This window comes from Mesorhizobium sp. UC74_2 (assembly GCF_042701485.1).
Classification (GTDB): domain Bacteria; phylum Pseudomonadota; class Alphaproteobacteria; order Rhizobiales; family Rhizobiaceae; genus Mesorhizobium.
Window position 1 is genome coordinate 3863760 of sequence record NZ_CP170562.1, and the last position, 26353, is coordinate 3890112.

General features: G+C 63.3%; 30 protein-coding genes and 1 pseudogene. 13 read left to right on the forward strand and 18 right to left on the reverse strand.

Going from position 1 to position 26353, the window contains the following annotated elements:
• Positions 1-9: 9 nt before the first annotated feature.
• From phnC to ACFJIU_RS18830, 5 genes are all read right to left on the reverse strand, one after another.
• Positions 10-861: a phosphonate ABC transporter ATP-binding protein gene (gene phnC, locus ACFJIU_RS18810; RefSeq protein ID WP_326895500.1), complete on the reverse strand. Its 852-nt coding sequence runs from the start codon at positions 859-861 to the stop codon at positions 10-12.
• Positions 862-987: 126 nt separating this feature from the next.
• A complete protein-coding gene (locus ACFJIU_RS18815; protein ID WP_379062413.1) occupies positions 988-1686 on the reverse strand; it encodes a DapH/DapD/GlmU-related protein in 699 nt (232 codons plus the stop codon).
• A gap of 2 nt (positions 1687-1688) precedes the next feature.
• On the reverse strand, positions 1689-2396 hold the full coding sequence (gene phnL / locus ACFJIU_RS18820; RefSeq protein ID WP_379062415.1) for a phosphonate C-P lyase system protein PhnL: 708 nt from the start codon (positions 2394-2396) through the stop codon (positions 1689-1691).
• Between the two features lie 9 nt (positions 2397-2405).
• Positions 2406-3164, reverse strand: a complete 759-nt coding sequence (phnK, locus tag ACFJIU_RS18825; protein WP_379073162.1) for a phosphonate C-P lyase system protein PhnK — start codon at positions 3162-3164, stop codon at positions 2406-2408.
• Positions 3165-3217: 53 nt separating this feature from the next.
• Positions 3218-4114, reverse strand: coding sequence for an alpha-D-ribose 1-methylphosphonate 5-phosphate C-P-lyase PhnJ (locus ACFJIU_RS18830; protein ID WP_379062417.1), 897 nt, complete (start codon positions 4112-4114; stop codon positions 3218-3220).
• Positions 4115-4159: 45 nt separating this feature from the next.
• On the opposite strand from ACFJIU_RS18830, the gene ACFJIU_RS18835 reads away from it, so the two are divergent.
• Positions 4160-4369: a hypothetical protein gene (locus ACFJIU_RS18835; RefSeq protein WP_379062419.1), complete on the forward strand. Its 210-nt coding sequence runs from the start codon at positions 4160-4162 to the stop codon at positions 4367-4369.
• Positions 4370-4373: 4 nt separating this feature from the next.
• Here ACFJIU_RS18835 and ACFJIU_RS18840 read toward each other — a convergent pair whose 3' ends face one another.
• From ACFJIU_RS18840 to phnG, 3 genes are read right to left on the reverse strand one after another with little or no spacing between them, the layout of a single operon-like run.
• The gene (locus ACFJIU_RS18840) at positions 4374-5483 is read right to left on the reverse strand and encodes a carbon-phosphorus lyase complex subunit PhnI (RefSeq protein WP_379062421.1); all 1110 of its coding nucleotides are present in this window, start codon (positions 5481-5483) and stop codon (positions 4374-4376) included.
• A 3-nt stretch (positions 5484-5486) separates the two neighbouring features.
• Positions 5487-6098, reverse strand: coding sequence for a phosphonate C-P lyase system protein PhnH (gene phnH, locus ACFJIU_RS18845; RefSeq protein WP_379062423.1), 612 nt, complete (start codon positions 6096-6098; stop codon positions 5487-5489).
• 55 nt (positions 6099-6153) lie between these two features.
• Positions 6154-6609 (reverse strand): phosphonate C-P lyase system protein PhnG, encoded by a 456-nt coding sequence (gene phnG, locus ACFJIU_RS18850; protein ID WP_379062425.1) that lies wholly within the window; start codon positions 6607-6609, stop codon positions 6154-6156.
• A gap of 148 nt (positions 6610-6757) precedes the next feature.
• Between phnG and phnF the strand changes: the two genes are divergently transcribed.
• Both phnF and ACFJIU_RS18860 read left to right on the forward strand, forming a co-directional pair.
• Complete coding sequence (phnF, locus tag ACFJIU_RS18855; protein WP_379062427.1) at positions 6758-7495, forward strand: phosphonate metabolism transcriptional regulator PhnF; 738 nt, start codon at positions 6758-6760, stop codon at positions 7493-7495.
• 305 nt (positions 7496-7800) lie between these two features.
• A complete protein-coding gene (locus tag ACFJIU_RS18860; protein ID WP_379073163.1) occupies positions 7801-8709 on the forward strand; it encodes a 2-hydroxyacid dehydrogenase in 909 nt (302 codons plus the stop codon).
• Positions 8710-8743: 34 nt separating this feature from the next.
• On the opposite strand, the gene ACFJIU_RS18865 is transcribed toward ACFJIU_RS18860, so the two are convergent.
• Positions 8744-11065 carry a Tex family protein gene (locus ACFJIU_RS18865; RefSeq protein ID WP_379062429.1) on the reverse strand — a complete coding sequence of 774 codons (2322 nt, stop codon included), beginning with the start codon at positions 11063-11065 and terminating at the stop codon, positions 8744-8746.
• Between the two features lie 181 nt (positions 11066-11246).
• Between ACFJIU_RS18865 and ACFJIU_RS18870 the strand changes: the two are divergent.
• Positions 11247-12104: pseudogene (locus ACFJIU_RS18870) on the forward strand (ABC transporter ATP-binding protein); the annotation flags it as partial.
• A gap of 19 nt (positions 12105-12123) precedes the next feature.
• Here the strand turns inward: ACFJIU_RS18870 and ACFJIU_RS18875 are convergent.
• The 3 genes from ACFJIU_RS18875 to ACFJIU_RS18885 form a co-directional block, all read right to left on the reverse strand.
• A complete protein-coding gene (locus ACFJIU_RS18875; protein ID WP_379062431.1) occupies positions 12124-12513 on the reverse strand; it encodes a hypothetical protein in 390 nt (129 codons plus the stop codon).
• A gap of 17 nt (positions 12514-12530) precedes the next feature.
• Complete coding sequence (locus tag ACFJIU_RS18880) at positions 12531-12695, reverse strand: DUF3309 family protein (RefSeq protein WP_129411046.1); 165 nt, start codon at positions 12693-12695, stop codon at positions 12531-12533.
• An 88-nt stretch (positions 12696-12783) separates the two neighbouring features.
• The gene (locus ACFJIU_RS18885; RefSeq protein WP_379062433.1) at positions 12784-13209 is read right to left on the reverse strand and encodes a low affinity iron permease family protein; all 426 of its coding nucleotides are present in this window, start codon (positions 13207-13209) and stop codon (positions 12784-12786) included.
• A gap of 169 nt (positions 13210-13378) precedes the next feature.
• On the opposite strand from ACFJIU_RS18885, the gene ACFJIU_RS18890 reads away from it, so the two are divergent.
• A complete protein-coding gene (locus ACFJIU_RS18890) occupies positions 13379-13816 on the forward strand; it encodes a CBS domain-containing protein (protein WP_379062435.1) in 438 nt (145 codons plus the stop codon).
• 101 nt (positions 13817-13917) lie between these two features.
• Here the strand turns inward: ACFJIU_RS18890 and ligD are convergent, their stop codons facing one another.
• Positions 13918-14787, reverse strand: coding sequence for a non-homologous end-joining DNA ligase (gene ligD, locus ACFJIU_RS18895; RefSeq protein WP_379062437.1), 870 nt, complete (start codon positions 14785-14787; stop codon positions 13918-13920).
• A 94-nt stretch (positions 14788-14881) separates the two neighbouring features.
• Positions 14882-15409 carry a DUF4142 domain-containing protein gene (locus tag ACFJIU_RS18900; protein ID WP_379062439.1) on the reverse strand — a complete coding sequence of 176 codons (528 nt, stop codon included), beginning with the start codon at positions 15407-15409 and terminating at the stop codon, positions 14882-14884.
• A gap of 327 nt (positions 15410-15736) precedes the next feature.
• On the opposite strand from ACFJIU_RS18900, the gene ACFJIU_RS18905 reads away from it, so the two are divergent.
• Positions 15737-15985, forward strand: coding sequence for a DUF982 domain-containing protein (locus ACFJIU_RS18905; protein ID WP_186307167.1), 249 nt, complete (start codon positions 15737-15739; stop codon positions 15983-15985).
• Between the two features lie 23 nt (positions 15986-16008).
• Here ACFJIU_RS18905 and ACFJIU_RS18910 read toward each other — a convergent pair whose 3' ends face one another.
• A complete protein-coding gene (locus ACFJIU_RS18910) occupies positions 16009-16893 on the reverse strand; it encodes a cytochrome c3 family protein (protein ID WP_379062441.1) in 885 nt (294 codons plus the stop codon).
• 241 nt (positions 16894-17134) lie between these two features.
• Here ACFJIU_RS18910 and ACFJIU_RS18915 point away from each other — a divergent pair, with 241 nt between their 5' ends.
• From ACFJIU_RS18915 to ACFJIU_RS18945, 7 genes are all read left to right on the forward strand, one after another.
• On the forward strand, positions 17135-18154 hold the full coding sequence (locus ACFJIU_RS18915) for an AraC family transcriptional regulator (RefSeq protein WP_379062443.1): 1020 nt from the start codon (positions 17135-17137) through the stop codon (positions 18152-18154).
• Between the two features lie 290 nt (positions 18155-18444).
• Positions 18445-19602, forward strand: coding sequence for an amine dehydrogenase large subunit (locus ACFJIU_RS18920; protein ID WP_379062445.1), 1158 nt, complete (start codon positions 18445-18447; stop codon positions 19600-19602).
• A 5-nt stretch (positions 19603-19607) separates the two neighbouring features.
• Positions 19608-20174, forward strand: a complete 567-nt coding sequence (locus tag ACFJIU_RS18925) for a MauE/DoxX family redox-associated membrane protein (protein ID WP_379062447.1) — start codon at positions 19608-19610, stop codon at positions 20172-20174.
• Positions 20174-20773, forward strand: a complete 600-nt coding sequence (locus ACFJIU_RS18930) for a redoxin family protein (RefSeq protein WP_379062449.1) — start codon at positions 20174-20176, stop codon at positions 20771-20773. The genes ACFJIU_RS18925 and ACFJIU_RS18930 overlap by 1 nt, the downstream gene beginning before the upstream one ends.
• 34 nt (positions 20774-20807) lie before the next feature.
• Positions 20808-21347, forward strand: coding sequence for a methylamine dehydrogenase light chain (locus tag ACFJIU_RS18935; protein WP_379062450.1), 540 nt, complete (start codon positions 20808-20810; stop codon positions 21345-21347).
• Between the two features lie 82 nt (positions 21348-21429).
• The gene (locus tag ACFJIU_RS18940; RefSeq protein WP_379062452.1) at positions 21430-21840 is read left to right on the forward strand and encodes a c-type cytochrome; all 411 of its coding nucleotides are present in this window, start codon (positions 21430-21432) and stop codon (positions 21838-21840) included.
• Positions 21841-21842: 2 nt separating this feature from the next.
• Complete coding sequence (locus ACFJIU_RS18945; RefSeq protein ID WP_379073164.1) at positions 21843-22286, forward strand: c-type cytochrome; 444 nt, start codon at positions 21843-21845, stop codon at positions 22284-22286.
• Positions 22287-22328: 42 nt separating this feature from the next.
• Here the strand turns inward: ACFJIU_RS18945 and ACFJIU_RS18950 are convergent, their stop codons facing one another.
• The 3 genes from ACFJIU_RS18950 to ACFJIU_RS18960 all read right to left on the reverse strand — a co-directional run bounded on the left by ACFJIU_RS18950 (position 22329) and on the right by ACFJIU_RS18960 (position 26310).
• The gene (locus tag ACFJIU_RS18950; protein ID WP_379062454.1) at positions 22329-23513 is read right to left on the reverse strand and encodes a GGDEF domain-containing protein; all 1185 of its coding nucleotides are present in this window, start codon (positions 23511-23513) and stop codon (positions 22329-22331) included.
• Positions 23514-23645: 132 nt separating this feature from the next.
• Positions 23646-24563 (reverse strand): LysR substrate-binding domain-containing protein, encoded by a 918-nt coding sequence (locus tag ACFJIU_RS18955; RefSeq protein ID WP_379062456.1) that lies wholly within the window; start codon positions 24561-24563, stop codon positions 23646-23648.
• A 190-nt stretch (positions 24564-24753) separates the two neighbouring features.
• On the reverse strand, positions 24754-26310 hold the full coding sequence (locus tag ACFJIU_RS18960; protein ID WP_379062458.1) for an FAD-dependent monooxygenase: 1557 nt from the start codon (positions 26308-26310) through the stop codon (positions 24754-24756).
• Positions 26311-26353 lie beyond the last annotated feature (43 nt).

Below are 26353 nucleotides of genomic sequence, written 5' to 3' on the forward strand. Positions count from 1 at the left end.
GTTCTCTGTTCAGGCGAAAGCCGGCGCCATGTCCGGGTTCTTGGTGGTTGCAGGTTCCGGGTATTCGGGGACGAAATCCGGAACAGCCTCGGGCAGGATCAACTCTTCGGAATTCGAGCCGTAGAGTTCGACCAGTGTTCTGTGGGTGAGCCTGGAGGACGGGCCGTCGAACACGACGCGGCCGTCCTTCAGGGCGATGGTGCGCGGGCAATAGCGGCGCGCATATTCGACCTGGTGCAACGACACCACGCAGGTGATGCCGTCCTCGCGATTGACGCCGGCCAGCACCTCCATGACGCGGCGCGCCGAAGACGGATCGAGCGAGGCGATCGGCTCGTCGGCGAGCAGGATGTTGGAGCGCTGCACCAGCGTGCGGGCGATCGCCGCGCGCTGCTGCTGTCCGCCCGACAGGGTCGAGGCGCGCTGCCAGGCCACTTCGGGGATGCCGACCTTGGCCAGCGCCTCGCGGGCGAGCCGCTTTTCCTCGGCGCTGAACAGCCCGAGCGTACCGCGCCAGACGGGGATGCGGCCGAGATTGCCGATCAGCACATTGGACAATACGGAAAGCCGGCTGACCAGGTTGAACTGCTGGAAGATCACGCCGATGTTGCGGCGAAGACCGCGGGCGCCACCGGAGAGCCGGCCGTTGTTCTGCAGGCTGGCGCCGAAGATCTCGATCGTGCTGGAGCCGGTCTGGCCGGTCTCCAGCCCGCAGATATGGCGCAGCAGCGTGCTCTTGCCGGAGCCGGAGGCGCCGATCAGCGCGACCATCTCGCCCTTGCCGATGTCGAGGCTGACATTGTCGAGTGCACGCTTCTTGCCAAAATTCTTCGAAAGGTTGCGTATGCTGATGGCGTTCATGAAATCGCTCCTGGTTTGGGCCTACGGCCCCAGCACCAATTGAGTGGTCGTCGATGGACGCGTGTTGCTCGGCTGTCCGGGCATGCGACCGCGACCGGCAAGGCCGCGACGCCCGGCCGGAATTCGTTACCCGGTTACCGCTTCTCGATGACGGTCGGATGTACCGTTCGTGTCAGCTGTGTGACCATTCACCGATATCGCACTGCCGGACCGGCCCTCGTAGCGTTCGAGGAAGGCTTCTGCGCTCAGGTTGCGGAAATCATCGAGCGCGGCGCGCAGGTCGGCGTGGTCCCAGTCCCACCAGGCCAGTGCCTGCATGCGTTCGGCGATCTGCGGCTCGAAGCGGCGGCGCATGAACTTAGCCGGCACACCAGCGACGATCGTATAGGGTTCGACATCCCTGGTGACGACGGCGCCGGAGCCAACGACCGCGCCGTCACCGATGGTCACGCCGGGCAGGATGGTGACGCCGTGACCGATCCAGGTATCGTGGCCGACCACGACGCGGTTGGCGCGGCGCGCGGCAAAGAAATCGTCTTCATGCGCGGCGTCCTCGAAATAGTCGCCGGCGCGGTAGGTGAAGTGATGCAGCGTGGCGCGCGACATCGGGTGGTTGGTGGCGTTGATGCGCACCGAAGCGGCGATGTTGGCGAACTTGCCGATGGTCACGCACCAGGTCTGGCCGTCCTGCATGATGTAGGAATAGTCGCCGAGTTCCGTCTCGGTGAGACGGCAGCCCTCGGTCACTTCGGTGTAGCGGCCGAGCGTGCAGTTCTCGAGGCGGGCTGTCGGATCGACAACCGGGGTTTCGGAAAGACGCGGCATGGTCAGGCCGCCTTTCGGTCCGGCGCGAAGCCGGTGACGTCGATGACGATGTCTGCCACCGCGTTGCGTACGTCGGCGTCGTGGAAGATGCCGAGCAACGCCACCCCTGCCCGTTTCTTCTCCGCGATCATCTCGACGACGACAGCGCGGTTGGTGGCGTCGAGCGATGCGGTCGGCTCGTCAAGCAGCAGAACCGGATGATCGGTGATGAAACCGCGCGCGATGTTGACGCGTTGCTGTTCACCACCCGAGAAGGTCGCGGGCGGCAGGGCCCAGAGGCGCTCGGGCAAATTGAGACGGCTCAACAACTCGCGCGCCCTGCCGGCTGCCTTGCTGCGATCGGTGCCACGTTCGACCAGTGGCTCGGCCACGATGTCGAGCGCACTGACGCGGGGCACGACACGCAAAAACTGGCTGACATAACCGATCGTCTCACGGCGGATCTCGAGCACCGTGCGCGGGGCGGCTGTCGCCAGGTCGACCATGTGGCCACGATGCAGGATCTCGATGCTGCCTTCATTCACGGCATAGTTGCCGTAGAGCATCTTCAGGATCGAGCTTTTGCCGGCGCCGGACGGGCCGCCTAATACGGCACATTTTCCGCCTTCCAGCATGAAGGCGGCATCCATGATCACCGGCAGTTCGATGCCGCCGCGCAGATGCATGATGAAGGTCTTGCCAAGACCGGAAACATTGAGAAGTAGCGTCATCACCGCGCCTCAGACTTGCAGGATCGAAGAAACGAGCAGTTGCGTGTAGGGCGCCTGCGGATCGTCGAGCAGACGGTCGGTCAGTCCGTGTTCGATGACCCGGCCGTCCTTCATCACCATCATCCGGTGCGACAGCAGGCGCGCGACCGCGAGATCGTGCGTGACGATGATGACCGCGAGGCCGAGATCGTGAACCAGGCCACGCAACAGGTCGAGCAGGCGCGCCTGCACCGAAACGTCGAGGCCACCAGTCGGCTCGTCCATGAAGACCAGGCGTGGCGCGGTGACCAGATTGCGGGCGATCTGCAGACGCTGGCGCATGCCGCCGGAGAAAGCGCGCGGCTGGTCGTCGATGCGGTCTGCATCGATCTCGACACGGCCGAGCCAGTCGGTGGCAGTGGCGCGGATGTTGCCATAGTGCCGGTCGCCGACCGCCATCAGCCGCTCGCCGACATTGGCGCCGGCCGAAACCGTCATGCGCAGGCCGTCGGCCGGGTTCTGGTGGACGAAGCCCCAGTCGGTGCGCAGCAAAAGACGGCGTTCGGCTTCGCCCAATCCGTACAGGTCGCGCATCTCGCCGTCGCGCATGCGGTAGGACACCGTTCCCGCGGTTGGGGCGAGGCGCGTGGAAATGCAGTTCAGCAATGTCGTCTTGCCCGAACCGGACTCGCCGACGATCGCCAGCACCTCCCCCGGCCAGATGTCGAAATCGACATCGGCGCAGCCGATGCGCTGGCCGTAGTGCTTGCTCACCGACCGAACCGACATCAACGGCAGATTGTCGGTTTCGACCTCCGCATGGTCGATCCCCACCGAAACAGTCATGACAGGGCCTCGCCGGATATTTCGTTGCTATGGCCTGCGGCCTGGTCGCCGCGATGGCCAGCGGCCTGGCGGCTTTCGCAATGGTGGGTGTCGGAGCAGACGAACATGCGCCCGCCGCGATCATCGAGCACGACTTCATCGAGATAAACCTGCTCGGCGCCGCATAGCGCGCAAGGCTTGTCGAAACGCTGCACCTCGAACGGATGATCCTCGAAATCGAGGCTGATCACCTCGGTATGCGGCGGCACCGCATAGATGCGCTTCTCGCGCCCGGCGCCGAACAGCTGCAGCGCCGGCGACATGTGCATCTTCGGATTGTCGAATTTCGGTGTCGGCGACGGATCCATCACGTAGCGACCCTCGACCTTCACCGGATAGGCGTAGGTGGTGGCGATATGGCCGTTCCTGGCGATGTCTTCATAGAGCTTCACATGCATGAGGCCGTATTCTTCCAGTGCATGCATCTTGCGGGTTTCCGTCTCGCGCGGTTCGAGGAAGCGCAGCGGCTCGGGGATCGGCACCTGGTAGACCAGCACCTGGCCTTCCTGCAGCGGCGCTTCGGGAATGCGATGACGGGTCTGGATGATCGTCGCGTCTTGCGTGCTTGTAGTCGTCTCGACGCCGGCAACCTTCTGGAAGAACTTGCGGATCGAGACCGCGTTGGTGGTGTCGTCGGCACCCTGGTCGATGACCTTCAGCACATCGTCCGGCCCCAGGATCGAGGCCGTCACCTGGACGCCGCCGGTGCCCCAGCCATAGGGCATCGGCATTTCACGGCTGGCGAACGGCACCTGGTAACCCGGCACGGCGATCGCCTTGAGGATGGCACGCCGGATCATGCGCTTGGTCTGTTCGTCGAGATAGGCGAAGTTGTAGGTCGCGTTGTTTGTCATTATCGTTCGCTTCCCATCAGGCTTAAACCAGCGGGCAAGTTCCTCATGTTGGACTGGATATTGGGCGGCCTCTTCATTGGATTGCTTATTTTCATCGCCGTGTTTCTTTCCTGGCGCTTCAAGCAACTGAATGCCGATCTGGAACTCTCTCGCCAGAAGGACGGCGTATTGTCTGTCGGCCTGCAGGCCAGCGTTCCTGCGGTGGCAACCAGCGTTGGCTTTGGTGATGGTGGAGGAGATGGAGGCGCCGATTGATCGTTCATTCGGCGGCCTCCCTCGTTTCAAGAACCGCCTCGTCGGTACGCTGCTCGTATTCGGAGCGCATGGTGCGAACCAGACCGAGCTCTGCCTGGAAGTCGACGTAGTGCGGCAGTTTCAGATGTTCGACGAAGCCGGTGGCCTGGACGTTGTCGCAATGCGACAGCACGAACTCCTGGTCCTGTGGTGCTGCGACCAGATCCTCGCCCAGTTCCTCGGCCCGCAACGCACGATCACACAGCGACATAGCCATCGCCTTGCGCTCGGACTGGCCGAAGACAAGGCCGTAGCCGCGTGTGAACTGCGGCGGCGCCTTGGCCGATCCCTTGAACTGGTTGACCATCTGGCATTCGGTCACCTGGACGCGACCTATCGGCACGGCGAAGCCGAGTTCCGGCATGAACACCTCGACGTCGACCTCGCCGATGCGCACTTCGCCGACAAAGGGATGGCTGCGGGCATAGCCGCGCTGGGTCGAATAGCCGAGCGCCAGCAGGAACCCTTCATCGCCGCGTGACAGCGACTGCAGCCGCATGGCGCGCGACATCGGAAACTCGGTTGGCGTCTGGTTGATGTCGCCGGGCTCGAGCGCGGGATCGATGAAACCGTCGTCCTCGATCAGCCCTTCCTGGCCGAGGATGTCGGCCACGCGCATGACCGGCTCCTGGACACCGCCGCGCAGCGCTCCGGCTTCGATCTGCGGATCGCCTTCGAGTTCTTCATCGAGCAGGCGATGCGTGTAGTCGAAGGTCGGTCCGAGCAACTGGCCGCCGGGCAGATCCTTGTAGCAGGCGGACACGCGCCGCTCGACCAGCATGGCGCCGGTATCGACGGGCTCGCTATGCCCGAAGCGCGGCAACGTGGTGCGATAGGCGCGCACCAAGAAGATTGCCTCGATCAGGTCGCCCCGCGCCTGCTTGATCGCGAGCGCCGCCAGCCGGCGGTCGTAGAGCGAGCCTTCGCTCATGACGCGGTCAACGCCGATGCTAAGCTGTTCGGTGATCTGTTCGAGCGTCAGCGTCGGCACCGACCTGTCGCCGCGACGGCGATCGGCCAGCAGGCGGTGGGCATTGTCGATGGCGGCTTCGCCGCCCTTGACTGCAACATACATCGATCAACCCTCCATCTCGACGAGGCGCGCCGAACGCGGCAGGCAGGCGATGGCATCGCCGGCGGCGAGGATGAGGTCGACGCCGCGCGGGAACCGCTTACGATTGGCTTTCCATTGCGCGGCGAAATCCCGTGGCAGGCCACGCGGCGCCAGCGTGACGCGACCGCGTATGCCCGGCCCCCCGAACGTCAGCGGCGCGCCGCCTTCGAGGCCCGGCACCTGCAGGATCAGCGTGGCGGAACGATCGGGATATTCCTGGGTGCCTTGAGCAAAGCGCTCCAGCGGCGGCATGGTCAGGGGAGCGCCGACCAGGGCGAATGCAACGTCACCGCAGGTCGCCATCTCGCGGGCGCCGGTATGGAAGGCAAGCCATGCGCGCAGCGCGGCATGCTCAGCCAGCGAGGCATCCAGCCAGAACGGTGTATCGGCATCGATCAAGGCACAGGCCACGGCGCCAGCGGCGCGGCCGAGCGGTGCGGGTGGCGTCACCACCGCGTCGACCTCGACGATCGTCGCAGGCTTCGCCATCGCATCCATGACGGCGCGAAAGACGGATTGGGCATTCAGGACCGGATCGGAGAACCCGCCCTCCAGGGCAGTCGCTTCATTCAGCATCAACCCTCTCCTCGCACCATGGTGACCACCTTCAAGGCGGTCGCTTCGCTCAACATCAGTCCTCTCCTCGCACCATGGTGAAAAAGTCGACGCGCGTGGCCGCTGTCTGTTGCCGGCGCGTCTCGTCGGCAATATCGAGCTCGCGCCGTATCGGCTGGATCAGTTCGGCATCGATGCGCGCGGCAGTCCCGGCATTGCGGCAGAGCGCATCGATGACCGCCGAAAGCCGCGCCTTGGCGTGATCGCGGCCGAGCATCATGGCATGACCGACCGAACCATCCTCCAGCTTGACGCTGGCGCGGGTAACGGTCGCCTCGCCGACATTGAATGGCTCGCCGGTGCCGCCGACACGTCCGCGCAGCATCACCAGGCCAGCCTCGGGTCCGCGCAAAGGGGTGTGCCTGGGCTGCAGTCCGAGCGTCGTCCACAACGCATTCAGCCGCTCGCTGCTGCAGCGCGCCAGGACCGCCATCCGGTCCCGCCGCGCGGTTTGATCCGCCGTGATGTTCATGCCAACCTCAAATTTGTCTATTGATCTAGACAACTAGATAACTTAACTTGTCTTAGACCCGTTGAATGACGGAAGAATGACAACAAGGGCGGGCCGCACTAATTTGACCGAAATAGATGCGGCCCGGGCCCCGTGCATGTGAGGAAAAATGTCGAAGTCGGCATTGCATCGAGGGGTGGGCGTCGCGCTGTGGCGACAGATCGGCGACGAGATCCGGCGCGGGATCGGCAGCGGCCTTGCCGACGAGAACGGCCGCCTGCCGCCCGAGGCCGAGCTTGCGGCACGGTTCGGCGTGAATCGGCATACGGTCCGTGCCGCCATCGCCGCCCTTGTCCATGAAGGCGTGCTTCGCAGCGAGCAGGGACGCGGCACCTATGTGCGGCGTCAAAAGCGCCTCACTTATCCGATCGGTGCCAGGACTCGCTTCTCCGCCGGACTTGAAGGCCAGGCGCGGGACCGTCAGATCGAACTGCTCGACCAGGCCCGCGAGCCTGCCAACGCTGCGGTTGCCGCCGCACTCGGGCTTGAGGTCTCCGAAGAGGTCATCCGCCTCGAGATGCGCGGTCTCGCCGACGGCGTTCCTGTTTCACGTTCCACCGCATGGTTTCATGCCACACGTTTCCCAGATATCGCAGGGCATTTCGCCAGCACCCATTCAATTACCCGGGCGCTCGCACTCTCCGGCATCACAGATTACCGCCGCGCCTCGACGACCATCGAAGCGCGGCATGCTGATGATACCGACACGCGCGATCTGCAGCTTTCACCCGGCGCCATCGTACTGGTCGCACGTGGCATCAATGTCGACAGCAGCGACAAGCCGATCCAGTATTCGCAGACGCGCTTCTCGGCGGATCGCGTGGAACTGACGGTCAGTCCCGGCTAGCGCGCTCAGCCCCACAGCATCAGGGCGACCCAGCAGCCGACGATGGCGGCAGCTGCGATCGGGACACCCCAATCCGAGAGGAAGTGCGCGGGACGGTTTGTGTCGAAGTGGAGGAATGCCATAGCATGCCCTCCTCAAACGGGCTGGATGTCGCCCTCCTGCAGCCGAGCCCAGTTTCGGCTGTCGACTGAGATGATTATACACCCTGGTGGCGTTCTCCACCAAACGGATCGTGCAACAGCGCATCGGCGCGAGAAACGCTCCATGGAGGTCGATTGAAACCGCAGCTCTTGCTCGTTGAACCGATGATGGCGGAGATCGAAGCCAGGCTCGATGCCGGCTATCAGGTGCACCGCCTCTTCGACGCCTCGCAGCGTGACAGTGTCGAAGCGGCGCGCAGCGACATTCGTGCCGTCGTGACTGGCGGCGGCACCGGCCTGACCAATGACTGGATCGACCGGCTGCCCGCTCTCGGTATCATTGCCGTCAACGGCGTCGGCACGGACAGGATCGATCTGGCCTACGCCCGCCAGCGCGATGTTCATGTCAGCACCACACAGGGCGCGCTGACCGACGAAGTTGCCGACATGGGGCTGGCGCTGATCCTTGCCGTGCTGCGCCGGATCGTCGAGGGCGACGGCTTCGTGCGCAGTGGCCGCTGGCAGGCAGGCGAACAATTTCCGCTCGGCTCCAGCCCGCGCGGCAAGCGGCTGGGCATCCTGGGGCTCGGCCAGATCGGCCGCGCGCTGGGCACGCGCGCCGAGCTGTTCGGCATGGCTGTGCGCTATTCAAACCGGACGCACTATCACGACGTCGCCTGGCCGCATTTTTCTGATGCGGCCAAGCTTGCCGCCGACAGCGACGTGCTTGCCGTCTGCGTCGCGGCGACGCCGGACACGCGCCGTGTCATCAACGGGGCCGTGCTCAAGGCACTCGGCCCGCAGGGCACACTGATCAACATCGCGCGCGGCAGCGTGGTTGACGAGGATGCGCTGATTGCAGCCCTGCGCGACGGCACGATCGCGGCGGCCGGTCTCGACGTGTTCGAGAACGAACCGGCCATCCGCAAGGATTTTCTCGACCTGCCCAATGTCGTGCTGATGCCGCATCAGGCCAGCGCCACCATCGAGACACGCCGCACCATGGGAAATATGGTGTTGGCGAGCCTCGACGCCTATTTCACCGGAAAGCGGCCGGAGAACACCGTGAACTGACGTCCGGCGTCTGGCCTGTCCGTCCGGATGGCGTTCATCGCTTCTTGAAGGCCTCGGCCAGCGCCGCGCCAAACGCACCCTGCGACGGCGGCGCCTTGTCCGGCCTGCCCCTGCCTTGCTGCGGCATCGAAGGTTTTGTCGGACCGTCCTGGCGAGCCGGCCTGGCCGAACCGCCATCGCCGTCGCGCCGCATCGTCAGGCCAATGCGCTTGCGGGCAATGTCGACATCGACCACGCGCACCTTGACGATATCGCCGGCCTTTACCACCTCGTGCGCGTCCTTCACGAACCTGTCGGCCAGTTGCGAGACATGCACCAGGCCGTCCTGATGCACGCCGATGTCGACGAAGGCGCCGAATGCGGCGACATTGGTGACCGTGCCTTCCAGCAGCATGCCCTGCTTCAGATCCTTGATGTCATCGACCCCGTCGGCAAAGGTTGCCGTCTTGAAGCCCGGGCGTGGATCGCGGCCAGGCTTTTCCAGTTCACCGATGATGTCGCGCACGGTCGGCAGGCCGAAACGCTCGTCAACAAAAACGCGCGGGTCGAGCGCCTGCAGCATGGCGCGGTCGCCCATCAGAGCGCGCAGGTCGCGCCCGCAGGCGGCAATGATCTTCTTGGCCACGCCATAGGCTTCGGGATGCACGGAGGATGCGTCCAGCGGCTCGGTGCCGTTCGGGATGCGCAGGAAACCGGCGCTCTGTTCGAAGGCCCTTGGTCCGAGCCGCGACACCTTGAGCAGTTCCTGCCGACTGGGGAACGGCCCATTGGCATCACGGTGGGCAACGATTGCTTCCGCCAGCGAGGCACCAAGACCGGACACGCGTGCCAGCAGCGAGGCTGACGCCGTGTTGAGGTCGACGCCGACGGCATTCACCGCATCCTCCACCACGGCGTCGAGCGAGCGCGCCAGCCGGTACTGGTCGACATCGTGCTGGTATTGCCCGACACCGATCGACTTGGGCTCGATCTTGACGAGCTCTGCCAGCGGATCCTGCAGCCGGCGGGCAATGGAGACGGCGCCACGGAGGGAAACGTCCAGGCCCGGGAATTCGGCGGCAGCCGTTTCAGAGGCGGAATAGACCGATGCACCGGCCTCGCTGACGATCACCTTGAGCGGCTTCGGCGCCGGCATGTCGCCAAGCAGTTCGGCCACCAGCTTCTCGGTTTCACGGCTGGCCGTACCGTTGCCAATGGCGATCAGCTCGACATTGTGCTGGCGCATCAGCCGGGCGAGTTCGGCCTGGGCGCCGCGCACGTCGTTCTTCGGCTGGAACGGATAGACCGTCGCCGTTTCCTTGAGCTTGCCGGTGCCGTCGACCACAGCCACCTTCACGCCGGTGCGGATGCCCGGGTCGAGCCCCATGGTGGCGCGCGAACCGGCAGGAGCGGCCAGCAGCAGGTCCTTGAGGTTGCGGGCGAAGACATGGATCGCCTCTTCCTCGGCGCGTTCGCGCAGGTCGCGCATCAGATCGAGCGACAGATGCAGCGACAGCTTCACGCGCCAGGTCCAGCCGGCGACCTCGGTCAGCCATTTGTCGCCCGGCAGCACGTTGCCGATCGCCAGCGTCTGCACAATGATGCGCTCCACCGGCTTGACCGGCGAGGTATCGTCGGCATCGACTTCGATCGCCAGCGACAGCACATCCTCATTGCGGCCGCGCAGCATCGCCAGCGCCCTGTGGCTCGGCGTCGTCGCCCAGCGCTCGCCATGATCGAAATAGTCGGAGAACTTGGCACCGGCCTCCTGCTTGCCGTCGACGACACGCGAACGCAGGAAGGCGCGGTCCTGCATATAGGCGCGCAGCTTGCCGACGAGATCGGCGTTTTCCGCGAATTGTTCGGAAAGGATATCGCGTACGCCGTCCAGCGCGGTCTTCGTGTCCGGAACCTCTTCGGTGATATAGCCTTCGGCCAGTTGCAGCGGCACCGCAGCGCGATCGGCCATGATCGCCTCTGCCAGCGGACCGAGCCCGCGTTCGCGCGCGATCTCGGCCTTGGTGCGCCGCTTCGGCTTGTAGGGCAGATAGATGTCTTCAAGTTCGGCCTTGGTCGCCGCCGCCGCGATCTTGAGCTTCAGCTCGTCCGTCAGCTTGCCCTGTTCGCCGATCGATTCCAGGATCGCGACGCGACGCGCGTCGAGTTCGCGCAGATAGACGAGGCGTTCGGCAAGCTGGCGCAGTTGCGTGTCGTCGAGACCGCCGGTCGCTTCCTTGCGGTAGCGCGCCACGAACGGAACCGTCGCCCCTTCGTCGAGCAGGGCGACCGCCGCCGATACCTGCTGCGGCCTGGCCGAGATCTCAGCCGCGATGATGGAAGCGATCCGGTCCTTGCCCGCCTGTTCTGCGCCACTCATGCGTTACTTCGTCTCCAACCATTGAGTCGGCGCACCATATTCAAGTGCGCGGAGGGCCGCCACGCCGTTGGCCGGGCGGTGGCGTTTCTCCACAGCGAGCAGAACGGCCGAAGAGGTGCGGAACCGATCGGCTGCTCGCGCATTCCGAACCTCAGGGGCTTTATAAGAGAGCGTGCCCTCGATGAACACAACCCTTCTTCAGGTCCAGCACCTGACCATGGAATTCGGCGGCCTGGTCGCCATCGGTGATCTCTCCTTCGAGGCCAGGCGCGGCGAGATCACCGCGCTGATCGGCCCGAACGGAGCCGGCAAGACGACGGTGTTCAACTGCATCACCGGCTTCTACAAGCCAACCGAAGGCATGATCCATTTCACCGGGCACGATGGCTCGGAATTCCTGCTGGAACGCATGCCGGATTTCCAGATCACCGCCAGGGCCAAGGTTGCCCGCACCTTCCAGAACATCCGCCTGTTTCCAGGCCTGACGGTGCTGGAGAACATGCTGGTCGCCCAGCACAACAAGCTGATGAAGGCGTCGGGCTTCCTCGTCCTGGGCCTGTTCGGCATCGGCAGCTATCGCCGCGCTTCCGCGGAATCTGTTGAGTTGGCGCAATACTGGCTGGAAAAGGCCGATCTCATGGACCGCGCGGACGATCCGGCCGGCGACCTGCCCTATGGCGCGCAGCGACGGCTCGAAATCGTGCGCGCCATGTGCACCGGGCCGGAATTGCTCTGCCTCGATGAGCCCGCCGCCGGCCTCAACCCGAAGGAGTCTCTGGCGCTCAACGAGCTGCTGATGGATATCCGCGACAACAACGGCACGTCGATCCTGCTCATCGAGCATGACATGTCGGTGGTGATGCAGATTTCGGATCACATCGTGGTGCTGGAGTATGGCCGCAAGATCTCCGACGGCGACCCGGCTTTCGTCCGCTCCGACCCCAGGGTCATCGCGGCCTATCTCGGCGTCGATGACGAGGAAGTGGAGACCGTGCTCACCGATGTCGGCGACGCCAAAGTCATCCAGCAACTCGATACCGATCGATAGAATTCGGCGGTCATGCCGTTTCCTGGATGACCAAGGTGAGCGTCCCGGTCTGGTCTATGGTTGCCGCCACCACCTGCGTCGCGTCGAGCCCGTTCTGGGCCAGCATCAGCACCGCCATCGGCGACGCCTGGATCGACGTCTGCAGCTCGCGCAATTCATCCGCGCTGGTGTCGTTCAGCTTGGTCTCCACCTGCGCCTTGTCTGGCTGCGGCAGTTCCTCGACCCTGACGATGTTGATCGCCGTGACCTCCTGGTCGGGCGACAATCCAGGCATTGGCACGGATTGCTGCGGCGAGTGATCCGGCGTCACCTCGGGCAGCTTCCGGGCCGGCTGCTGTGCCAGTGCCGGCGAAGAGGCGGCCATCATCGAAAGGGCCGTAACGAGCGTCAAGATACGCATCGGCTTCTCCTTTGTAATCACACCCGTCCCAGCAGCACCAGAATGACAATGATGATGAGCAGCAGGGACAATCCGCCGCCGCCATAATAACCGGTGCCATAAAACGGACCTCCGCCAAAACCACTGAAACCACCGAGCAGGAGAAGAATGAGGATGATGATCAGAATTGTGCCGAGGCTCATGGTTCTCTCCTTGCGAAATTCTTGAATCGAACTCGGAGGCTCCAAGCTCGACCGAAATCGAACGTTTCCGGGTGGCGGCTCGTTCCAATTATCTGGTCGTAGCGGACTGTTTGGGTTGCGATCCTCTTTTCGGCAATCGCCCATGTCTGCCTTTCGCAAGAGCACTCACCTTCCGCTCGATGTCCTTGCGCAATTGCTCGACTTCCTTTTCGGTCAGATGCTCTATGCCGATCAGCCGGTTTCTCGCTTCCGATGCCCTGATCAGTTCATCCAGCTTGGCCTGGATCGCCGCGCTGTCCCGGTTCTGGGTGTTCTGGATCAGGAAAACCATCAGGAAGGTGATGATGGTGGTGCTGGTGTTGATGATCAGCTGCCAGGTGTCCGAATAGCCGAAAAAGGGGCCGGTCACCGCCCAGGCCAGCACCGCCACAACGCAAAGGCCGAATGTCACGGCCTTGCCTGCGGCACGAGATATCGCATTCGCAATGTGGGTGAAGATCAGCTCAGGTTTCATCGCGTCCGTTCCTCCCTCGCCCGCGCTGCAAGGGCTGGAACGAGATCATCCGTGCTCCCGTTCCGAGAAACTGCACGGAGGACCACTTCGTCGGAACCTTTTTTGCCGCCCGCTCATTGGGCTTGCATCATCTGATCGGCGTGGGGCGCCGAACTCCCGGGAGATCACCATGAGAGTACGAGACTGCATGACCAAGGACGTACGCATCGCCATGCCGGACGCAACCCTGCGTGACGTTGCGCAAGCCATGGCCACCCTCGACGCAGGTCTGCTACCTGTCGCCGACGGCGATCAGTTGATCGGCATGGTCACTGACCGCGATATCGCGGTGCGCGGCGTTGCCCTGGGCAAGGGTCCGGAAACGCCGGTCCGCGATGTCATGACATCGGACGTCAAATATTGCTTCGATGACGAGGAAGTCAGCGCCGTGCTGCAGAACATGGGCGATATCCAGGTGCGTCGCCTGCCCGTGCTCAACCGCGACAAGCGGCTGGTGGGCATCGTCTCGCTTGGCGATCTCGCCACCAATGGTGAAGCCATGCATGCCGGCGAAGCGCTCGGCGGAATCTCGCAGCGTGGCGGCGAACATTCGCAGACCACGCACTGACAAAGACCAACAGCAGTGGCCGTCCGCCAGGGGCGGCTACTGCTCAATCTGGCACGGGGTCGTGTGACCCCATACTCCCGCCTGTTCCAGGCCCGATCATTTCACTTCAGCTTCAAAGCAACTTCCGCCTTGCGAAACTCCTTCCATGGGTCGGCCTGGGCAAGTCGGCTCGCGGCGTTCGTGACCGTGAAATGTGCCGGGCCGATCGAAGGGCCAAGCTCATCCCAGTCGAGCGGCATCGAAACGGGGGCGCCGGCGCGCGCCCGGCTGGCGTATGGCGCGATCGCCGTCGCGCCACGCTGGTTGCGCAGATAGTCGATGAGGATATGGCCGACCCGCTTCGACTTGGTGATGGTCGCGACATATCGATCAGGACTGTCCGAGGCCATCTCATCCGCGATCGCCTTGGTGAATTCCTTTACCTCATTCCACCCGGTGACCGGCTTGATCGGCGCCACGACATGGATGCCCTTGCCACCGGTGGTCTTGACGAAAGTGTTGAGCCCTACCTTCTCCAGACGCCCGCGAACTTCCCGTGCGCCATCGATCAGATCCTGCCATGTGATGCCCTCGCCGGGATCGAGATCCATGACGATCTGATCCGGATGTTCGAGATCGGCCAGGGATGCCTGCCAAGGATGGATCTCGAGCGCCGCGCCCTGGACGAGCCCGATCACGCCATCGAAGCTGTCGATGGCAAGGATGGGCTCCTCGGAATTGTCATTCGGGTCCTGCACGGTGAGGACCTCCCTGGCATGGCCTCGCCAGGCGTGTTTCTGGAAGAAACACTGGCCTGCCGTGCCCTCCGGGCATCGCAGCAGAGCCAGCGGCCGGTTGGTCACGAAGGGCGCCATGCGCGGCCATGCCTCGGCATAATAATCCGCGAGGCCGGCCTTGGTGACACCGGCGTCTTGCCAGTAGACGCGGTCGGGGTGGGTTAGCTGAACCGTGGATTTGTCGGCTGATGTCATGACTGCTCCCATGATCGTGGCCATTGTCCAATGGTCACGCAGGCCCCGGACCGACAGCATGACGCACGGCCCGTCGACGGTCCAGCCGTAGCCGCTATCTGTTCAGTTCCTTGGCCATGTCGAGATGGCGCCGTAATGTCGGCAGCGTGCTTACGGCCCACGTCCGGATCGCGGTCTGCTCGCCTTTCTCGCCGTAACGCTGGAACAGGTCGACTGCATCCGCGTGCGCCTTGACCTGATCGGAGTGATAGCGACCGCCGAACTCTGGTCCTTGCAGTTCCTGAAGCTTGGCCAGCGTCGCTTTCTGGTCTCCCGTCATCTCGGTCGGGATGGCTACGGTGATGGCCTGGCTCTCCAGCAACTGTTTCAGCTCGCCGGAGAGCCGCTCGTGGTCGCGCACCATTTCTTCGGCGAAGGCCTTGGTCGCCGGATCGGCTCGCTCGACGGCAAGCCTGCTCGCCGCAATTTCGAAGAGACCGCTTGCCGCGGTTTTCGTGACGAAATCAGCCGTGGAAGGGGCAACGCCGAGCAGCGTGTTCACGCCAGTCTTTTCCGTGACGGACTGAGCCACCACGGGCGTGGTCGCCAAGGCAATGGCAGCAGCGAGAACGAATGGCTTCATCGGTTTTCTCCTATGTTGGAAATCCGAACGGAAGCACGCTTCGATCGTTCCATAAAACACCGGACGGAAGTTGAATGGGAACGGAAAACCCCGATCTTCGAGTTTCTCCGGCTGCACCCTTCAAACAAAGTGTTTGAGAGCGAAACACTCTGTGTTGGAACGGGCTTCCATCAAAAGACTTATCCACCCCGATGCGGATTTTCATTGAGGATCAACGATCGCCTGCATGGTAGCAATCTTGGTATCCATGCGCACAACGAGAGGAGATCATGACAGATGGCTTGTTTTACACCAGTAACCTTCAAGACTTCTTGCGGCAGCAAATTCATGATCCGCAACATCAGGGACATGTCCGACGCCATGCGCCGTTCCTGGCCCGACAAGGACTGCGAGAGCTATCTGCGGGCCGTCGAGTTGATCAAGCGCTCGCAGGATGGCGAATGCAGCCCTCGTGCTGCCTTTGGTGCCTTCATGGAAGCGGCCAGCAAGCAGGACCGGATCGTCCGCAATCGTCACCGTTTTCCCAAGGAAGTCGCCAGCACGCTCGCTGACATCACGAAATTCGTGGCGTCATAGGACGGAGCCACCATCGCCGGCCGTCATCTTCCATGGCAGCCATTGCAATCGTCGATCGGTCCGAATTTCCTGCCCACCTGCTTGTCCCTGCGATGGCAATCCGAGCAAAAAGCGTGGAACATGCCGTCGATGCGAGTGGTCTCGGACACAGAGATACGCTTGTGGCAGGTCAGGCAGTTCTCGCTCCCGGTCCGGTCGACGAAATTGTGATGGCAACCTGCACATGCCAGTCCGGTGTGGTCGGTATGCAGGAAGCGGGCATGGTCGATCGGCGCCTGCCGCAGGCTGGCCAGCCGGGTCTCGGCCATCGACCCCATCGCTAGCCATGCAATTGCGCCAACGAACAGCCCCAGCGTGATCGCCAGGCGCAAGATATGCCGCTCGCGCACGAGGCCTTCGATGAGCAGAAATGCGAGCCCTGCGAGCAAGGCAGCGGCAGCCAGCATGATCATTCCGGAAATCAACGCGATGTGGATAGCGGCAGCGGCCATGAGCAGGTAGCCGGCGGTGCGGTGCACCGACAGGCTGGCAAAAGGACCGAGCCGTCGCCGTATCACTCGGGATCGCTGCACGAGCAGCACAACGAGAAAGGCCAGCAGAGCTACGATGCCGGCGACGATCTCGATCGGGACCGCCGGCGACAGCCAGCGCCAGAAGACGGGCTGGAAAGCCGTGGTCATGGTGACATGACCGACGAGCGCAGCCAGTGCGGCCCAGCCGAAAATCCGGTGCAGGGGGCGTCGGCCGGGGGCCGGCCGCAGGAAAAGCGTGCTGGCTGTCAGCATCAGGGCAGCGGCACCGAACAGCCGTGCGGCCCACCATCCTGCATCGGTCGGTTGCCACAAGAGCACAACCAGGCCAAGCGTCAGCGACACCAGCCCTGCCCGACCGGCTTGGCTGGCCAGCATCTGCAGCCACCTCGCGCGCAGGCTCATCACCACAACAGTCCCCGGCGAACCGTCGTCAGGCTAGTGCCTTGGCCGACAAAGGGCATGTTCGACTTCAAGGCAATTGACAGGCCCATGCCGCGATCCAACAATTCCCGCAGAAATCCCACCAGGGCATGAGAGGGATGCCCCTGGCGAGAACGAGAAGTTAGAGCGTTTCCGCGTTTCCGTGAAAAACGGAAACGCTCTGGAGAGGTTCGGGATGCAGGGAAGCGGAACGATCGCGCCGCAGGCAACGACGCTGCTGCTCGACGCACTGGCCAGCAAGGGCCAGGAGCCGGAGAGCATCCTGGCGCGGCTCGGGCTTACACGCGCGAGCCTGGCGGAAAGCAGCGACAGCACGCCACTGGCGATCTTCACCACCATCCTCGAGGCCGCGGCGCGCGAGAAGGGCGACATCACCTTCGGCCTGAAGCTCGGCCGCAGCTACAATCTGCCGGCGCTGGGCTCCATCGCCACCGTATTTTTCACCGCGCCGACGCTTGGCTGGGCATTCTCGAAATTCACCAGCTACTTCTCCAGCCTGCAGAGCAACACCGAGGCGCGCCTGGACGTTTCGGGTGACCTCGCCAGGCTGAGCTATTCGATCTCAGATCCGACGGTGCGGCTACGCCACCAGGACGCCGACTTCACCGTCGCGCTCGAGCACAAGATGCTGACCGACGTCATCGGGCCACGGCGCGCGATCTCGCATGTGGACCTGGAGCATGACTGCTCGCGGGACGTGGATGCCTATCGCAGCTATTTCGGCTGTACCGTGCAGAACGGGCGGCCGCGCAACGCCATCTATTTCCCCGCCGCCTATCTCGAGCACAGCGTTCCCGGCGCTGATCCGGTCGCCAACGCAAAGGCAGAGGAAGAACTTCAGGACAAGCGCTCCGCGCTGCAACAGGAGGTCGATCTGGTCACCGCCCTGCAGGCCTGGATGAGCGCAGCGCTTGCGCGCGCCTTCGATGCGGATGTCGAACATGCCGCCGCCGATTTCGGCGTCTCGCTGCGCACGTTCCAGCGGCGCCTGGCCGAATGCGGCGTGAACTTCCTCGACATCCGCAACAAGGTGCGTGTCCAGATCGCCAAATGCATGCTGGTGGCGACGGACATCCCGTTGACGACGATTGCGCTGCAACTCGGTTACAGCGAGCCCAGTGCTTTCTCACGCAATTTCAGGAGCCAGGTCGGCGAAACGCCTGCCGACTACCGGACCCGGGAAAGACATATCTGATCGCCGAGCGGCTGATCGCCAGCATTTTGGCGCATTCTGTCAAGCGGGTCGCCGAACTGGCGATGCAAAGTCAAGGTCGAGAGCCTGTAGCTGCCCTGGGAGGAGTGGAGAGAGGCTGCGGAGGGGGTTGCCGGGGCGAGGAGAAGCGCGACGGCAGACCCTATCGACATCATCCGTGGTCACGATCCTTTCTGCCACCTCCGGTTTAGTGTGCAACCATGCCGTCACGACATGGTTGTGGCGCATGGAAGGGCCGGCGCGGAAGGAACGAGCAAAGGGGAGGACCACCAATGCGTTTGGGTCTGTTCGCAGCGGCCTTGCTGGCAGGTACGGCGATCTTGCCTGCCTACGCCCAGGAGGCGGCCAAGGAAATCCAGCCGGAGGAGATCACCAACGTCAAGATCCCGGCCGGAACCGAAATGCTCTTTTCCATGGACCTCGCACTGAACCACGTGGTCGATGGCCGGATCTATGCGATGGATGCCAAGACGCTGAAGCCCATCGGCATCATCGGCACCGGCAGCCTCGGCATGGCCCAGTTCCCGCAGGGCTCGAAGGACATCTTTGTCGCGACGACGCATCTTTCGCGCACGACACGCGGCGAGCGGTCGGACTTCGTCGAAGTCTATTCCGGCGAAGATCTCACCTTCAAGGAAGAGATTCCGATCTCCAAGAACAGGGCGCAGGCGCTGAACTATCGCTCGCTGTTCCAGCCGTCGGCCGAGATGAAGTATCTCTTCGTGCAGAATGCAACGCCGGCAACCTCGGTGACGGTCGTCGATCTTGCCGCCAAGAAGCAGATCGGCGACATTCCCAACCCTGGCTGTTACGGTATCTTCCCCTCAGCCAAGACTGCGACACGGTTCGCGACCCTGTGCGGTGACGGCACCGTCGGCACCATCGACGTCAAGTCGGACGGCACCGGCGAGATGAAGCCTTCCGAAACGATATTCGATCCGGACAAGGATGCCATTTTCACCAGCGCCTATCGATGGGGCGACTATTGGGTGTTCCCGTCCTACGGCGGCAATATCTATGTCATCGACGTCGAAGGCGACACCGCCAAGCTGGTCGACAAGATCGAAGCGGCCAAGGGTGTCGAAGGCAACTGGCGCCCCGGCGGCTACCAGCCGCTGACCGTGCACGACAAGAACGGCATCGCCTACATGCTGATGCACTCCAACGGCACGGAAGGCAGCCACAAGAATCCGGCCGAAGAAATCTGGGCGGTCGACCTCAAGGCCAAGAAGGTCATCGGCCGTTCGAAATCGGTGCCGGCGATCGGGCTGACCGTCAACCAGGGCGACAAACCGGCGCTATTCGCGATCGATGGGCTGAAGGCCGAGATCGTCCGTTATGACCTGCCGGAAGCGGGCAAGGATTTCGCGCTGACGCCAGCGGCCACAGCCTCTGGCGGAGATCTGCCTGACCAGGTCGAAGTGCGGTAGCAGCCATGGTAGCGCTGCACCCGATCCTGGTGGTCATCGCGGCAGGCACGCTGGTCTGCGTCTTCGCCCGCGCCGCGATGCACAAGGCCACCGACCTCACAATGTTCATGCACACGATGGGCGGCTATCGCCTGTTGCCCGCGGCGCTGCTGACGCCGGCAGCACTCGGCCTTTTGGTTCTGGAGATGCTGGTGATCCTCGGGCTGATCGTGCCGGCGACCCGGCCATTCGCCGCGGGCATCGCGCTTATCCTGCTCGCCATCTACGCCGGCGCCATTGCCGTCAACCTGGTACGCGGCAACACGCATATCGACTGCGGCTGCGGTGGTGCAGGGCAAGGCCTGTCCTGGTATCTGGTAGCGCGCAACGCCGTACTCGGCATGCTTTGCCTGGTGGCGATGGCCTCCCTGCTTCCGGCCGAGATGACCGCCGTGGCCTGGCTGAGTGCCGCGGCCGGCATCCTCTCCGCCATCCTGCTTTTCGCAGGCATCGAAAAACTCATCGACAACTGGTCCTGGCTGCAAGCGTCCAACCGCGCGTTCGAGCAGCACAATCACGAGGGGCACGACTGATGGATCCGCTGGTTGTAGCCGTGATCGTCCTGTGGGCGATCGTCATAGTCCTCCTGGTCGTCGTCTTCGCATTGGCGCGACAGGTCGGCATCCTGTTCGAACGCGTGGCGCCGATGGGTGCGCTGATGACAGACGCCGGCCCGAAGATCGGCGAACAGTCGCCACGCTTCGACCTGCTCACTCTGGATGGCAAGTCACTGACCCTCGGGCCGCCAGCGCCGAAGAGCACGCTGGTGTTCTTCCTGTCGACCACTTGCCCGGTCTGCAAGAAGCTGCTGCCGGTTCTCAAATCGCTGAAGCAGGCGGAAGCGCAGAAGCTCGGCATTGTCATCGCCTCCGACGGCGATGCGCTGGAACACGCCGAATTCCGCCGCGCCGCCGGCCTGACCGACTTCCCATATGTGCTGTCGCGCGACCTTGGCATGACCTACCGCATCAACCGCCTGCCCTTCGCGGTGCTGCTCGATCCGCAGGGCGTGGTGCGTGGCAAGGGTCTGGTCAACTCGCGCGAGCAACTGGAAAGCCTTCTCAATGCGCAGGACCTCGGTCAGGCATCGATCCAGAACTGGATCGAAGCCGAAGTCGCCGGTCGTGGCTGAATCGAGACGTGCTTAGAATTAGGGGAGACACACAATGTCGAAACTGATCGACAAACTCTTCGGTGCCATCGACCACGTCGCGGAACGAGGATCGCGGCAGATGGCGCATCGGCTCGGACGCCGCACCTTCCTGTCCTTCGTCGGCAAGGTGGCCGTCGGTGGCGCGATCATGCCGCTGCTGCCCTTCGACCGCGATGGTGGCGGCACCGCCCGCGCTGCCGCGGAAAAAACCGACCAGGAATGCGAATACTGGCGCTATTGCGCGCTCGACGGCTTCCTGTGCACCTGCTGCGGCGGCACCATCAACCAGTGCCCGCCCAATGCGCAGATCTCGGCGGTGACCTGGGTCGGCACCTGCCAGAATCCGGGCGACGGCAAGGACTATCTGATCAGCTACAACGACTGCTGCGGCGTCGCGTCCTGCGGCAAGTGCCTGTGCAACTTCAATTTGCGCGAACGGCCGGGCTACCGCATGGGCGTGCACAACGACATCAACTGGTGCATGGCCAATACGCAGACCAACTACCACTGCACCGTGGCGGCCGTCGTCGGTCTCGGCAACAGCAATGGCTAAAGCAATTCCAGCAAAAGCGCATAACGGTTTTGCGTCCGGAATTACGCCAAAGCAACGAACTGCGCTCGCCCTGGCACTGGCGATGCTGGTCACGTCCAGTGCACTGGCCGACGATGCTGCCCTGTTCACGCAGACCTGCGGGGCCTGCCATGGCAAGGGCGGCGTCGGCATACCCGGTATGGCGCCGCCGCTCGCCGGCGCCGACTGGGCAAAGGCCGGAAAACCGGACAGCCGGACTTATGTCCCGACCGTCATCCTGAATGGCCTCTCCGGCAAACTCACGGCAGCCGGCCGCACCTATCAGAGCGTGATGCCGGCGCAGAAGCAGCGCAAGGACGACGAGATCGCGACACTGGCCAACTACGTGCTCGCCACGCTGAACACCGCGCCGGCCGATTTCAAGCCACTGACCGCAGCGGATGTAACGGCACTGCGCGCCAACAAGGTCGACCACAAGGCGCTGCTCGGGACGCGCTCACAGCTGGTCCAGTGACGATGAGACATGCTGCCTTCGCCTCCCTGATCGTCTCGATGGCTACCGCCGGGTTTGGCCCGGCCGCCGCCTCGGAGAGCGGTCAGATCCTCTACAGGCTGCACTGTTCAGGCTGCCATGGCCTGCAGGGCAACGCGGCCACCGTCGGCCGCATCCCGGCACTCGCCGGCAATGTCGGCACCTTCATGAAATCGGAAGAGTCGCGAACCTTCCTCACCCAGGCACCAGGCATCATGAATTCCGGCCTCGACGACAAGGATGTGGCGACACTGATGAACTGGCTGGTGCCGGCACTGGCCAAGGAGTCGCTGACCGAGCCGTTCAAGCCCTACTCGGTCGACGAGATCGCGCATTCGCGCGCCAACCGGCCACCGGATTTCTTTGTCGCGCGGCGTAAAGTGGCTGAGAACCTGCAGAAACAGGGTTATGCGCTGCCGAATTACTGAGGCAATTCCAGCAGGAATGCCTGGCTCACGGCGGCTTTCCGCCTATTTTCCGGCGGTCGTGGGCACTGGCGGGCTTTTGGTCACCCTCCCATCCACCTCGACACGATCACGGCCCTGTCGTTTGGCCCGATAGAGTGCGGCATCGGCGCGCGCAAGCAATTCGTCGAGGTTTTCGCCACGTCGTGCTGAAGCGACGCCGAAACTGGCCGTGAGCTGGTGGTTTGGCGGCAGCCCGTCGAAACGGTTGCCACGCACATTCTCCCTCAGCCGCTGCGCAAAGGCATGTGCGCCGGCCGCGTCGCAGTTTGGCAGCAGATAGACAAACTCCTCGCCCCCGAGCCGGCCACAGACGTCGACCTGGCGCATCGCATCATGCAGCAGACGGCCGAATGCCTTGAGGACGGCATCGCCCGCCGGATGCCCGAAAGTGTCGTTGATGGCCTTGAAGTGGTCGATGTCGACAAGGATGAGACTGACCGGCCAGTTGCGCGTGTCGGCAAGCAGTTCCTGCGCCCGCTCGTCAAAGCCGCGCCGATTGAGCACTCCGGTCAGCGGATCTACGGAGCGTTCGTGGCGCAGGTCAGCGACCATGTCGCTGACGGTCACCGCAAACAGCGCAAGCGCCAGCATGACGCCCAGCACCGCCAGCGAAAACTGCAGTGCCAGCCAGAAGGGCGAGGTGCCGAATGTCCCAGCCGATGGCGCCACCGTACCGACCGTCAGCACGGTACGCGGGAAGAAATGCAGTGAAAAGGCAAGCAATATCCAGAACAGGACCTTCTCGGCGAACATGCCTGCCCGCAGCTGGCGCAGCCGCCAGGCGGTGGCAAGGCAGATCAGCCCATAGCCGAAGTTCAGGATGTAGATGCGAACGATCAGCTGGCGGTCGACATAGAAAAAAAAGGCGATACCACCGCAGATCAGGGCAAGAATGGCGAGATAGCCGACCATGCTCAAACGTTGACCGGAGCGCCGAAGCAGCCCGTCATTGAGCAGAAGCACACTCAGCGTATAGAGGAAGGACGATGCCATGGCATTCGGGCCATGCCCGTCCGGCACGGCCAGTATCTGCGACAAGGTTCCCAGGCAGAAGAACAGACAGGCGGCACAGAAGAACAGCAGGTACTGAAGGCGCCGGTCACGCAACCAGATCGCCACGAAACTCGCCGCGAAAACCAGCAGGATGGCGGGTCCGATCAGGACAAGGGGATTGGAAGGGACACGCATGGCGGCTCGGCGGTCCTGGAACGCGGCGCAGCTTTCGCATAGAAGCCGGTCCCTGGCAACGATCGAAGCCAAGTCCGGTTACCGCCTCGTCAATGCCGGGGCGAAAACCTTTTGGGCCTTCCGCCGACGAAGCTATTCCGCGAGACCCATTGCCCGAACAAGCCATGCCCGGAAAGCCACGACCTCAGCACGCTTTCGCTGCGTCGGGGTGGAAACGAGGTGATATTGCAAGTCCGACCTGACCGTTTCGACGAACGCCTGCACGAGTTTTCCAGCCGCGAGCCTGTCCGCGACAAGGCTGGTGCGAACAAGGGCAAAACCATCACCCGCCTCGCAGGCGGCGACCATGTCGGCGAATGTCGGAAAACATGGACCGCTGTCGAAACCGATCGACCTTTCGCCCTCGCTCGCCGTCCTGCCATAAAGCTGCCCGTGCCAGCGCTCCCAGTCCAGGACCGTGTGGCGGGCGCCCTCATAGCGGAGCAGCGGGGCTTCCAGCAGCGCGTCCATCGCCGGCAGCTTCGCCAGCAGGCCCGGCGAACAGACGACGAGTTCGTGATCATCCGTCAACCGGAAAGCGCCATCATGGGCTGGCGCCCCCATCAGCCAGATCGCCACGCCGACATTTTCCACATCCAGCTGCGCACGGCGGTATTCGATCGTGACGCTGACGTCGATCGACGGGTTGGCTGAGCAGAAACCCGGCAGCCGTTGCTGAAGCCACTGCGTCGCGAATTCCGATGTCGTCGAAATGCGCAGCTTTCGGCCCTGCTCTGTCGACCTCGCCTCGTCGAGCACGCGCAGCAGCCCTTCCATGGCTTCCGTCATCCTGGGGACGATCATTCCGGCCTCGGGGCTCAGCTCGACACCGGCTCTTCCGCGCAGGAAAAGCGTGCAACCCAGCCACCTTTCCAACTGCGCGATCTGATGGCTGACGGCGGTCTGTGTCAGGCCAAGGTCCAGCCCCGCCCGCGTGAAGCTGCGCTGCCGGTACACGGCCAGCATCGAAAGCAGGCTTTGCAATGAAGGATATGTTCTGCTGCTTTGCATTCAAATTCTTCATGCAAAAGATATGGTGATTTCATTGTACCGGCATTGCCAGTCGATGCAACTGTCGGCTTCATGAGATGTTCATGCACCCTTTACATGAAGATAATTGCTGGGAGACTCTTCGCTCCAACGCGAACCTGCGGGATCCGGCCGCATGATCTTGACGATCACATGATGCGTGACATCGGCTTCACGCCCCCATACCGGAAGCCATATTTCGAGTATCTGTGAGGCGAACGCCACCGAACCATCGCGACAGCGCCCGTGCAGCCCCGTCGATATCGGGAGCACCATCTGCGGCCCAGGCGACAAACCCATCAGGGCGCACGAGCACAGCACTCAGACCGAATTCGTCGCGGGCCTGAGCGGCGACATAGGCGACCTTGCCGGCGCAGTCTTCGGCAAGCATCCTGAGCGACATGCCGGCCGTGAAGTCCAGCAACAGGCCTTTGCCCGTCATGAGGAGATTGCCGACCTTCCTTCCATCAGCCAGCTCGAAATCGGGAACGCTGCGGCCTGCCAGCGGATGGTTGCCGCCAAGATCATAGCGAAGCAAAACGCCCCACACCCGCTCAGCGAAATATGTCGCACCGTCGCGCGTGGCGACGAGATCCCGGATGATGGCTTCGAGCGCACGCGAACTGCGGCTTGGCCGCATCAGCGCGACCTGGGCGCGTGACCAGTCCAGCACCTGTGCGCCAACAGGGTGGCGTTCGCTTGTGTAGCTGTCGAGCAGACCTTCCGGCGCATCGCCATAGATGGTGGACGCCAGCTTCCAGCCGAGGTTCATGGCATCGCCGAGCCCCAGATTGAGCCCCTGGCCGCCCAGCGGAGAATGGACATGGGCAGCGTCGCCTGCCAGCAGTACCCGCCCCATGCGGTAAGTGGTTGCCTGAAAGGCCCGGTCCGTCCATGTGGTGGCGAGACGAAGCGACGTCAGGGAGACATCCGTGCCAGACACCCGACGCAATACCGCCTGAGCATGGTCGAGCGTGACGGGCTGGCTTCTGTGGAAGGCACCGCCGTCGAAGTCGACCATCGAGATGGTTCCGGGCTGTGCGTAGGTATACATGCCGGTCGCCGTATATTGACGACCTGTTTGCAGCTTGTCCGGATCGGCAAGCTCGGCCTCAAGCGAATAGCCGGTGAATTCGGGATCAGTGCCGACGAACTCGAAGCCGCAAGCCTTGCGCACAGTGCTGCGCCCACCATCACAGCCGACCAGCCAAAACCCTCGGAACGTCTCACCTGAGGCACGAACAATCACGCCATCGTTGGTTTGGTCGACATCTTCGACGCCGAAGCCACGTCTGATCTCGACACCAGCAGCGCTTGCGTTGGCGGCCAGGACGGCCTCGAGCGACTGCATCTCGACTGTCATGCTCGTGCCGGCCGGACTTGGCAGGCGGAATGGCCATTTCGAGGTATCGATATTGTCCTGATAGAACTGGATGCCAGCGAAATGACCGCCCGGACGGCGTGGCTGCTGCACCCAATGCGCGGTAGCCGAAGCCTTGCCGGCACCCGCGCCTTGCGCAGCCGCGACCTGGTCCAGCAATCCGCGGCGGTAAAATGCATCGAGCGTGGGCGCTGAAAGACCGCGCATGCCGAATGGAAGGCGTTTCAAAGGCGAGTGCGGGTCTTCTGCCTGCTCCAGCACCAGCACGGAAAGGCCTGCGAGACGCAGCTCGCTGGCAAGCAACAAGCCGACGGGACCGGCTCCTGCAATGACGACATCGTAGATCATGGAAAAATCCTCTTCGGGCATCTCGCACAGCGCTCATTTCGAT

Excerpts from the sequence above, each read along its gene's own strand:
- phnC (WP_326895500.1), bottom strand. The coding sequence starts at position 861 with ATGAACGCCATCAGCATACGCAACCTTTCGAAGAATTTTGGCAAGAAG.
- ACFJIU_RS18815 (WP_379062413.1), bottom strand. The coding sequence starts at position 1,686 with ATGCCGCGTCTTTCCGAAACCCCGGTTGTCGATCCGACAGCCCGCCTC.
- phnL (WP_379062415.1), bottom strand. The coding sequence starts at position 2,396 with ATGACGCTACTTCTCAATGTTTCCGGTCTTGGCAAGACCTTCATCATG.
- phnK (WP_379073162.1), bottom strand. The coding sequence starts at position 3,164 with ATGTCGGTTCGGTCGGTGAGCAAGCACTACGGCCAGCGCATCGGCTGC.
- ACFJIU_RS18830 (WP_379062417.1), bottom strand. The coding sequence starts at position 4,114 with ATGACAAACAACGCGACCTACAACTTCGCCTATCTCGACGAACAGACC.
- ACFJIU_RS18835 (WP_379062419.1), top strand. The coding sequence starts at position 4,160 with ATGTTGGACTGGATATTGGGCGGCCTCTTCATTGGATTGCTTATTTTC.
- ACFJIU_RS18840 (WP_379062421.1), bottom strand. The coding sequence starts at position 5,483 with ATGTATGTTGCAGTCAAGGGCGGCGAAGCCGCCATCGACAATGCCCAC.
- phnH (WP_379062423.1), bottom strand. The coding sequence starts at position 6,098 with ATGCTGAATGAAGCGACTGCCCTGGAGGGCGGGTTCTCCGATCCGGTC.
- phnG (WP_379062425.1), bottom strand. The coding sequence starts at position 6,609 with ATGAACATCACGGCGGATCAAACCGCGCGGCGGGACCGGATGGCGGTC.
- phnF (WP_379062427.1), top strand. The coding sequence starts at position 6,758 with ATGTCGAAGTCGGCATTGCATCGAGGGGTGGGCGTCGCGCTGTGGCGA.
- ACFJIU_RS18860 (WP_379073163.1), top strand. The coding sequence starts at position 7,801 with ATGATGGCGGAGATCGAAGCCAGGCTCGATGCCGGCTATCAGGTGCAC.
- ACFJIU_RS18865 (WP_379062429.1), bottom strand. The coding sequence starts at position 11,065 with ATGAGTGGCGCAGAACAGGCGGGCAAGGACCGGATCGCTTCCATCATC.
- ACFJIU_RS18875 (WP_379062431.1), bottom strand. The coding sequence starts at position 12,513 with ATGCGTATCTTGACGCTCGTTACGGCCCTTTCGATGATGGCCGCCTCT.
- ACFJIU_RS18880 (WP_129411046.1), bottom strand. The coding sequence starts at position 12,695 with ATGAGCCTCGGCACAATTCTGATCATCATCCTCATTCTTCTCCTGCTC.
- ACFJIU_RS18885 (WP_379062433.1), bottom strand. The coding sequence starts at position 13,209 with ATGAAACCTGAGCTGATCTTCACCCACATTGCGAATGCGATATCTCGT.
- ACFJIU_RS18890 (WP_379062435.1), top strand. The coding sequence starts at position 13,379 with ATGAGAGTACGAGACTGCATGACCAAGGACGTACGCATCGCCATGCCG.
- ligD (WP_379062437.1), bottom strand. The coding sequence starts at position 14,787 with ATGACATCAGCCGACAAATCCACGGTTCAGCTAACCCACCCCGACCGC.
- ACFJIU_RS18900 (WP_379062439.1), bottom strand. The coding sequence starts at position 15,409 with ATGAAGCCATTCGTTCTCGCTGCTGCCATTGCCTTGGCGACCACGCCC.
- ACFJIU_RS18905 (WP_186307167.1), top strand. The coding sequence starts at position 15,737 with ATGATCCGCAACATCAGGGACATGTCCGACGCCATGCGCCGTTCCTGG.
- ACFJIU_RS18910 (WP_379062441.1), bottom strand. The coding sequence starts at position 16,893 with ATGCTGGCCAGCCAAGCCGGTCGGGCAGGGCTGGTGTCGCTGACGCTT.
- ACFJIU_RS18915 (WP_379062443.1), top strand. The coding sequence starts at position 17,135 with ATGCAGGGAAGCGGAACGATCGCGCCGCAGGCAACGACGCTGCTGCTC.
- ACFJIU_RS18920 (WP_379062445.1), top strand. The coding sequence starts at position 18,445 with ATGCGTTTGGGTCTGTTCGCAGCGGCCTTGCTGGCAGGTACGGCGATC.
- ACFJIU_RS18925 (WP_379062447.1), top strand. The coding sequence starts at position 19,608 with ATGGTAGCGCTGCACCCGATCCTGGTGGTCATCGCGGCAGGCACGCTG.
- ACFJIU_RS18930 (WP_379062449.1), top strand. The coding sequence starts at position 20,174 with ATGGATCCGCTGGTTGTAGCCGTGATCGTCCTGTGGGCGATCGTCATA.
- ACFJIU_RS18935 (WP_379062450.1), top strand. The coding sequence starts at position 20,808 with ATGTCGAAACTGATCGACAAACTCTTCGGTGCCATCGACCACGTCGCG.
- ACFJIU_RS18940 (WP_379062452.1), top strand. The coding sequence starts at position 21,430 with ATGCTGGTCACGTCCAGTGCACTGGCCGACGATGCTGCCCTGTTCACG.
- ACFJIU_RS18945 (WP_379073164.1), top strand. The coding sequence starts at position 21,843 with ATGAGACATGCTGCCTTCGCCTCCCTGATCGTCTCGATGGCTACCGCC.
- ACFJIU_RS18950 (WP_379062454.1), bottom strand. The coding sequence starts at position 23,513 with ATGCGTGTCCCTTCCAATCCCCTTGTCCTGATCGGACCCGCCATCCTG.
- ACFJIU_RS18955 (WP_379062456.1), bottom strand. The coding sequence starts at position 24,563 with ATGCAAAGCAGCAGAACATATCCTTCATTGCAAAGCCTGCTTTCGATG.
- ACFJIU_RS18960 (WP_379062458.1), bottom strand. The coding sequence starts at position 26,310 with ATGATCTACGATGTCGTCATTGCAGGAGCCGGTCCCGTCGGCTTGTTG.